This is a genomic window from Rhodopseudomonas sp., assembly GCF_013377015.1.
In the GTDB taxonomy this organism is placed as follows: Bacteria; Pseudomonadota; Alphaproteobacteria; order Rhizobiales; family Xanthobacteraceae; genus JARJEH01.
In genome coordinates, this window is sequence record NZ_JACABA010000017.1 from 1 (window position 1) to 2315 (window position 2315).

At 61.7% G+C, this 2315-nt stretch carries 3 protein-coding genes; 2 read left to right on the forward strand and 1 reads right to left on the reverse strand.

Annotated elements, in window-relative coordinates; all coding sequences use genetic code 11:
* The coding region (locus tag HXX15_RS22985; protein WP_296519230.1) for a hypothetical protein at positions 1-429 on the forward strand (429 nt) is incomplete at its 5' end.
* 30 nt (positions 430-459) lie between these two features.
* On the opposite strand, the gene HXX15_RS22990 is transcribed toward HXX15_RS22985, so the two are convergent.
* Positions 460-624, reverse strand: a complete 165-nt coding sequence (locus tag HXX15_RS22990) for a hypothetical protein (protein WP_296519231.1) — start codon at positions 622-624, stop codon at positions 460-462.
* A 117-nt stretch (positions 625-741) separates the two neighbouring features.
* On the opposite strand from HXX15_RS22990, the gene HXX15_RS22995 reads away from it, so the two are divergent.
* A complete protein-coding gene (locus tag HXX15_RS22995; RefSeq protein ID WP_296519232.1) occupies positions 742-2310 on the forward strand; it encodes a transposase in 1569 nt (522 codons plus the stop codon).
* The last annotated feature ends 5 nt before the right edge of the window (positions 2311-2315 follow it).

Consider the following 2315-nt stretch of genomic DNA (forward strand, 5'->3'; position numbering starts at 1 on the left):
GTCGCGGCGTCAAAGGACGACAGGGTGCTGACACTTACCGGGGAAGTTACATCCGCCCGCGACGGCATTCATTTCGGCATCAAGGTCAAGGAGGCCGGGCGTCCCGCGTTGCGGGCGATCCTCGATGGCACGGCCGGCAGCGTGACGGTGTCTGCCCCGCAAGGCGGCAGGGCGCAACTGACAGGCACGCTGTCGATGTCCGGGCGGCGTCCCCTGCAATGGGTCGCCAACGAAGGCGTAAGTCGCCTCGACCTGTCCAGGGTGACTGAGGTTGATTCCTCGGGCCTTGGTCTGATGCTCCTCATGAACGAACGCAGCGGCGTCACGGTCGAAAACTGCAGCCCGCATGTTTGCGCGCTGATCAAGTTGTGCGGAACGCCAGCGCTGTGTGCGCCGGAGTGCCCGAAGGCGGAGGCAGCACACGCCTGAACGCCGGTCGCTAAGGCGACTGATGGCGCTTCACAGTTCCACTTCCAGGCCATCCCAGGCCGAGATAACTTCGAGCGCCGGCCCTGTTCGCGAGATCTCTTCGAAGCGACGGGTTTCCGCCAGCACCTGCGCGATCTGGAGGTCGTCGTAGGCCGGTTCGTGATGATAGAGGCAGAGGCGCTTTGCCTGTGCCATCTGGCAAAGTTCGACACCCACGATGTTGCTTGAACCTAAAAACCTGAATTGGCCACGTGCAAAGTGGCGTGAAATAAGGCAGGCTGCGGTTTCCGAGAAGTTGGAAGGAGTCACCTGATGGGTGAGTCGAAAATGAAGCTGGCAGCGCGCGAGGAAATGCTGTTGTCGTGTGCCGGAGTGCAGACGATGACTGGGCGAGTTCAGGTGCGCTGGGAGACGGAGAGCGCGGCGACGCCGATGGGGCAACTGGCCTACTTCATCGAGTTTCTCAACCTGACGGGACTGTGGTCGCGCTGGCTGGAAAGCTGTCCGTTGAACTACACAAGTCCGAACGCGCCTTCGAGAGCTGAGGTACTGGGCACCTGGCTGCTCTCGATGCTGGCCGGGCACCGGCGCTATTCGCATGTAACGACGATCCGCTGTGACGGCATCAATCCTGGGCTGCTCGGGATGCGCAAGGTCATCTCCGAAGATGCCTTGCGGAATGCGCTCAAGCGCATTCCGGAGGCAGAGGGCACCGCCTGGCTGGATACGCACCTGACCGACAGTGTGGCACCGCTGCTCGATGCCGCCTGGATACTCGATACCGACACGACCATCAAGCCGCTCTACGGCCACCAGGAAGGGGCCATGATCGGCTACAACCCGAAGAAGCCTGGACGGCCGTCGCACGCCTATCACACCTATCTGATGGCAGGGCTGCGCCAAGTGTTGGGCGTGGAAGTTCGCGCCGGCAACGAGCACACGGCCAAGCATGCTCAACCGGGCCTGCTGAAGATTCTCGACGCCCTGCCGCCGCAGAGGAAGCCTCGCCTGGTGCGCGGTGACAATGCCTTCGGCAACGATCCGTTGATGACGGCACTGGAGGAGCGCGAGCAGCCGTATCTGTTCAAGCTTAAGCTGTCGAAGAACGTCAAGCGCCACATCGGCAGTCTGTTTCGCCAATCGGGCTGGACGGATGCCGGCCAAGGGTGGGAAGGTCTGGATGGCGAATTGGCGCTGACGGGCTGGCGGCAAAAGCGCCGTGTCGTCGTATTGCGCCGGCCGCTGATGGGCGAAATCGCCGTCACTGGCGATGATGCCGACGACAGTCAGCAGCAGTTTGCCTTCGTTGAAGCCGACCGCAAAACGGGTAAAGGCATCACCGGCTACGAGTACGCGGTTCTCGTGAGCAACACCAATTACGAGGTGCTCAGCCTCGGCCAGCTTTATCGTGACCGGGCTGACGCCGAGAACGCCTTTGACGAACTCAAGAACCAGTGGGGCTGGGGCGGCTTTACCACGCACGACCTGCACCGCTGCCAACTCGCCGCTCGCGGCGTGGCATTGGCCTACAACTGGTGGAGCCTGTTCGTTCGTCTGGCCCATCCCGATGCCCGGCGCGAGGCAGTCACCAGTCGACCGTGGTTGATGTCGTCCGTAGGCCGCCGGACGGAGCACGCCGGACAAACGACGATCACGCTGACTGGTTTGCATGCCCATTTCGATAAAGCACGGGCAATGCTGATGCGCGTCTCCGTCATGCTTCAGGGTTGGGTTGCCCAAGCTGCGGAGCAGTTGAATCCTCCGACCGTCTGGCAGCGCGTTTGCGATCATCTCAAGCAGATCATCGCCGGAATCGGCCCGCCAAAAACCCTCCGCTTGCTCGGAATTATGCAAACAGAATCGGGCAACTACGGTTTTTAGGTTGA